This window comes from Nonomuraea antri, assembly GCF_013283785.1.
Lineage (GTDB): Bacteria > Actinomycetota > Actinomycetes > Streptosporangiales > Streptosporangiaceae > Nonomuraea > Nonomuraea antri.
The window spans coordinates 1-5337 of the sequence record NZ_JABCPZ010000396.1; the positions used below are offsets into that span (position 1 = coordinate 1).

The 5337-nt window shown below is 74.6% G+C and carries 4 protein-coding genes; all 4 read right to left on the reverse strand.

The window, feature by feature from the left end:
- On the reverse strand, positions 1-1936 hold a 1936-nt coding region (locus tag HII36_RS53080), incomplete at its 3' end, for a DUF5682 family protein (RefSeq protein ID WP_328808304.1).
- A 57-nt stretch (positions 1937-1993) separates the two neighbouring features.
- Positions 1994-3058 carry an ATP-binding protein gene (locus HII36_RS53085; RefSeq protein ID WP_173531011.1) on the reverse strand — a complete coding sequence of 355 codons (1065 nt, stop codon included), beginning with the start codon at positions 3056-3058 and terminating at the stop codon, positions 1994-1996.
- The gene (locus HII36_RS53090; protein ID WP_328808305.1) at positions 3055-4395 is read right to left on the reverse strand and encodes a DUF5691 domain-containing protein; all 1341 of its coding nucleotides are present in this window, start codon (positions 4393-4395) and stop codon (positions 3055-3057) included. The genes HII36_RS53085 and HII36_RS53090 overlap by 4 nt, the downstream gene beginning before the upstream one ends.
- 31 nt (positions 4396-4426) lie before the next feature.
- Positions 4427-5337: SWIM zinc finger family protein (locus tag HII36_RS53095; protein WP_217371073.1), on the reverse strand; the 911-nt coding region annotated here is incomplete at its 5' end.

A 5337-nucleotide genomic window follows, 5' to 3' on the forward strand; every position in this document is an offset into this window, starting at 1 on the left:
CCGCCTGACCAGCCGGTTCACCGTCGGGCCGCGCCTCGCTCTCCTGCCCGGACGCCTCACCGTCGGGCCAGTCCTCCGCCGCCTGGGCGTTGACGGGGCTTTCCTGGGCGGCCTCGGTGAGGAGTGCGACCGCCGAATGCACGGCGTCCACGTGGGCGAGCAGGCCGGTGGCGGCGTCGTCGTCGAGGCCGGTGACCGCGACGGGCAGCCCGACGCAGATCCTGGCCAGCATCGACTGCACGATCACCGCCAGCCCCTCGGCCGGGGTGCCGCGCACGTCGCCGTAACGGTGCGCGCGGACCATGGCGGGCAGCGCCGCCATCAGGTGCGTGACGTCGGTGTCGAGCGCCGCCTTCGCCGACAGCGCGGCCAGCACCTCGGGCAGCGCCCGCGGCAGGTCGGCCAGCAGGCACCGCTCCACCAGCCCGGTCAGCTCGGCCAGCGAAACCGCCCCACCCGGACGCGCCGCCCCCTGGTGCACATCGCCCGGCCCCTGGGTTCCGCCAGGCCCCGGGTTCGCCCCGGCATCGTGGGTGCGGGCCACCTGGTCACGGCCGGCGGCGAGGTCGCGGGCGTGCTGGGTGGCGGCGGCCTCGACCGTGGTGCCGAGCGCGGCCCGCTCGATGAGCGCCAGGTCGTATTCGGGCCGCCAGCACAACGTCCACGTCTCGCGGAAGGTGCCCTTGCCCCGCGACTGCCCGGGCGTGCCCCAGTCGACCCCGAGCAGCCGCAGCCGGTGCAGCAGGTGGCTGCGCTCCAGGTCGAGCGGCTTGCGCAGGTCCAGGTCGAGCTCGCGATCGAGCGCCTCCGGCTTGAGCCTGAGCCGCCGCTGCCGCTCGCGCAGGTCGCGCTGGAGCGGCACCATGGGCGTGCCGTCGGTGACGTGGCCGAGCCGGTCGCCGACGACCATCCGCCGCTGGATCAGCTCCACCGCCAGATCGTCGCCCTCGCACAACACCGCCCTGGCCGCCTCGGTGACCTCGCCGAGCCCGGCCAGCGGCCGGCCGCGCAGCCCCGCGAGCGCGTGCGCGAGGCGTACGGACTCGATGACGTGCGCGGACGACACCGCCAGCCCCTCCTCGCGGAGCACCCCCGCGGCGGCGGCGAGCCAGCGCTCCACCGGACGGTCGGGTGCGGCGAACAGATGGTGGTACCAGCCTGGCGAAGTGACCCCCGCGCCGTAGCCGCTCCACGAGGCCAGCCGCCCGTACGTCCACGGCACCCAGGTCAGCTCGGCCTTCACCTTCGGCAGGCCGCGCAGCAACGCGTCGTCGGCCCGGGCCGGAGGCAGCGGCCCGGCCAGCGCGGGCACGTGCCAGGCGCCGCACACCACCGCGATCGTGCCGAAGCCCTCCTTGATCGCCGCGCGCAGCGTCTTGCGCATGTACGCCTCGCGCCTGGCCTCCCGCTCGCCCGGTTCATACCCTTCGCGAACGGCCGCCATGGCCTCGGCGATGATCTCGAACCCCGGCGCCGGCCCGGACTCGCCGGCCGCTGTGCCGCCGCGGTGCTCCACGACGTCCTCCCACCAGCGTTCCGGATCGTCGTATCCGGCGGCCTCGGCCAGGGACGCGATCGGATCGGCCCGCAACGCCGACTCCTCCCGCTCCTCGCCGTCGCCGTCGCCGGCCAGGCTGTTGGCCGCGGGCAGGTCGCAGAAGCGCACCGGGACGCCGGCCTCGGCGGCGTACCTGAGCGCCTGCCACTCCGGCGAGAACTCCGCGAACGGCCAGAACGCCGCGCTCGACGGCACGCCCGGCACGTGCGCGAGCAACGCGACGGGCGGCTCCAGCTCGGGGGCCAGACCGGCCAGCGCGTCGGCCTCCGGCGGGCCCTCGATCAGGATGACGTCCGGGCGCAGCCGCAGCAGCTCACGCCGCACCGCACGGGCCGACCCCGGCCCGTGATGCCGCACCCCCAGCACCGAAACGCTCACCGCACCTCCTTCACTACCTGGACGTTGGGCCCTCGGGCTCCGCAGCAGCGGCACGGGTCATGAGATCTCCCGGCAGGCGCGGTAGAAGTCGCGCCAGTCGGGCCGCTCCCTGACCACCGTCTCCAGGTATTCGCGCCACACCACCCGGTCGGACACCGGCTCCTGCACCACCGCCCCGACGATCCCGGCCGCCACGTCGGAGGCGCGCAGCACCCCGTCGCCGAAGTGGGCCGCCAGCGCGATGCCGCTGGTCAGGACGGAGATCGCCTCCGCCGTCGACAGCGTGCCGCTGGGCGACTTGACCTTGGTGCGGCCGTCCTCGGTGACCCCGGCGCGCAGCTCGCGGAAGACGGTCACGACCCGCTGGATCTCCGCCAGCGCGGTGGTGGTCTCGGGCAGCTCCAGCGAACGCCCGAGCTGGGTGACGCGGCGCGAGACGATGTCGACCTCCTCGTCGGCGGTGGCCGGCACCGGCAGCACGACCGTGTTGAAGCGCCGCCGCAACGCGCTGGACAGCTCGTTCACGCCGCGGTCGCGGTCGTTGGCGGTGGCGATCACGTTGAAGCCGCGTTGCGCCTGCACCTCGCGGTTGAGCTCGGGGATCGGCAGCGTCTTCTCCGACAGCACGGTGATCAGCGCGTCCTGCACGTCGGACGGCATCCGGGTCAGCTCCTCGACCCTGGCCACCCGGCCCTCGGCCATCGCCCGCATGACCGGCGACGGGGTCAGCGCCTCGAACGAGGGCCCCTCGGCCAGCAGCCGCGCGTAGTTCCAGCCGTATCTGACGGCCTCTTCCGCGGTGCCGGCCGTGCCCTGCACGAGCAGCGTGGAGTCACCGCTGATGGCGGCGGCCAGGTGCTCGGACAGCCAGGTCTTGGCCGTACCCGGCACGCCGAGCAGCAGCAGCGCGCGATCGGTGGCCAGCGTGGCGACGGCCACCTCGACGATGCGGCGCGCGCCCACGTATTTCGGGGTGATCCGGTGGCCGTCGCCCAGGATGTACGTGGTGACCGCCCACGGCGACAACTTCCAGCCGGGCGGCCTGGGCCGGTCGTCGTCCTTGGCCAGGAGTGCCAGCTCCTCGGCGTACTGATCTTCCGCGTGCGGACGCAGAACTGTCATCGAAGCTCCTTCAACATGTCGGCGCGGAAGCGCAGCAGTGCGGCCACCTGCTGCACGGACGGCATCGGCGAATAGCTCTCGGCCAGCGGGAACAGGGCCGGGTCGATGCGTTCGCCGGCGAGCTTGACCAGCTCGCCGAGGTTCCACGGCTGCGTGGCGGCCAGCTTTATGATCTTGTGGAGCACGGCCGTGGCCAGCTCGTCCTTCCAGTGCGGGGCGACGCCGCCGAGCACCATGATCAACTGGCTGTCGAGGTCGTGTTTCTGCACGAAGCCGGCGGCGAGCTCCTGCTGCTCGGCCGGCGGCAGGGACTCCAGCAGGTCGGCGATCGGATCCCAGGCGAACATGGCCCGCGCCCACTCGGGGTCCTTCTGCAGCACGGCGGCACGCACCCAGGCGGCCTTGACCTCGGTGTCCCAGTCGGGGATCTTCATCGCGAGCAGCACGCCCGGCGGGTGCGCCCAGATGGTCAGCGGGGCGCGGGCCAGCACCTGCTGCAGCCACCAGGCCCGCTCGCCGATGCCGCGCGGTGGCTTGGCCCGGACGCCGTCGCGTTCCATGGCCTTGTCGCACCGCTCGGGCGGGGTGACGGCGATCGTCCTGCCCGTGACGCGCACGCAGGCCGCGGCCCGCTCGGCCATGCGCCCGGCCAGGCGGGACTCCGGCAGCCCGGTGAGCAGGTTCGCGGCGCTCTGGCGCACCTCTCTCCTGCGGTCGTCCAGCGCCGATTCGAGGAACGGCTCGTCGGCCATGGACAGCCCGTCGGCCAGCACCTCGATGAATTCGGCGCGGTCGTCGGGCGTCTCGCGCTCCCACGTGCTCTCCAGCAGCGCCCTGGCCGCGCCGGGGTCTGCGGACCTGAGCCGCCGCAGATGCGCCCGCCGGTCGGCGGCGCCGCCCAGCTCCCACGTCTCGCCCGTGGGCTCTTCCAGCAGGTACGCCCACGCCGGATTGCGCCCGGCCAGCCACCTGCCGCGCTGCCCGGCCAGCACCCCGAGATGCCCGCGGATCGAACGGTCCCTCCTGCCCTTGTCGAGCAGTTCGGGCAGCACGAACGCGGGCACCCGGCGCCCGGTCACCGCCGCGGCGGCCAGCCACTCGGGCAGCAGCCGCTCGTGCTCGCCACCGATGATGCGCACCAGCCGCTCGGCGGCCCGCCTGGAGACCGCGTCGCGCTCCTCGTCCGGGGCGGGCGGCTCGGCCGTCCCCGGATGCGTCACGCGCCGGCCGGCGCGCCCGCGCGCCACCTCCACGGCCGCGCTCCCCAGCAGGTCTCCCTGGTACGGACGCCGATCGGTGCCCACCAGGGCCGTCGAAGCCAGCTCCTCCCAGGTCACAGGATCACCGCCGTCCCCACGAACGCCCGGCTCACAGGATCACCGCCGTTCCCTCGTCGTCCCAGGTGGTCAGGGGCCGGAGGCCGAGCGGGGTCCACTCGGCGGCGACCGTCACCGGACGCCCGCCCGACACGGCCAACAACCGCCACGGATCATGCGACCCCGGACGCAGCGGGATGCCGCCCAGCGAGGCGCGCTCCGGCACGACCCCGGACAGCACCAGCGGCCAGGACTCGATCCACGGATCTCCGGCCAGCGCCTCGGCCACCTCGTCGAGCGCGTCGTCGGGGGAGACGCCCGGCGGCACGCCCGCCCGATCGGGCACCGCGCCCCCGGGGTCGTCCGGCCAGGGCGTGCGGCGGGCCGCGACCAGGGCGCGCAACGGGGCGGCGCCCGGGTAGAAGGTCAGATCGGCGTCGATCGTCGTGCCCGTGACCAGCGACGCGTCGAGCGGCTGGCCGGGCGGCGCGAACGACAGGATCAGCGCTGCCCGGCCCGTGGCGCGCCCCCGCAGCCACACGCGCCTGGACGTCAGCCGATCCTGTTCCTCGTCGCGCCTGCCCAGGACGTCCCAGTGATCGCGGACGGCCGGCCCGGCCAGGACCTCCTCACGCGCGACCGGGAACCCGGTGCGGATCAGCACGGTCTCGGCGAGCGGCCCGGGCAGCTCGGCGCGGCGCCGGTAGGCGACCGCGAGCAGGTTGATGAGAGCGTATTCGGCGAGCAGCCGCTCCGGCCAGTCGTCGGACCGGCGCACCTGGGCCAGCCGGGACACCGCACTGGCCAGGCCGGGGGCCTGGGCGTCGATCAGCCGCTTGGCCAGGCCCGCCCAGTCGTCTTCCGTGGCGCTCGCGAGCCCCTGCCTGACCTGGTCGGCCAGCCATCGCTCCAGCTCGGCCAGCCCGGCGGCGACCCGCGCGTGCCGCACGGACTCACCCGAGC

Coding starts and splice junctions, on each gene's coding strand:
- HII36_RS53085 (WP_173531011.1), bottom strand. CDS start 3,058: ATGACAGTTCTGCGTCCGCACGCGGAAGATCAGTACGCCGAGGAGCTG.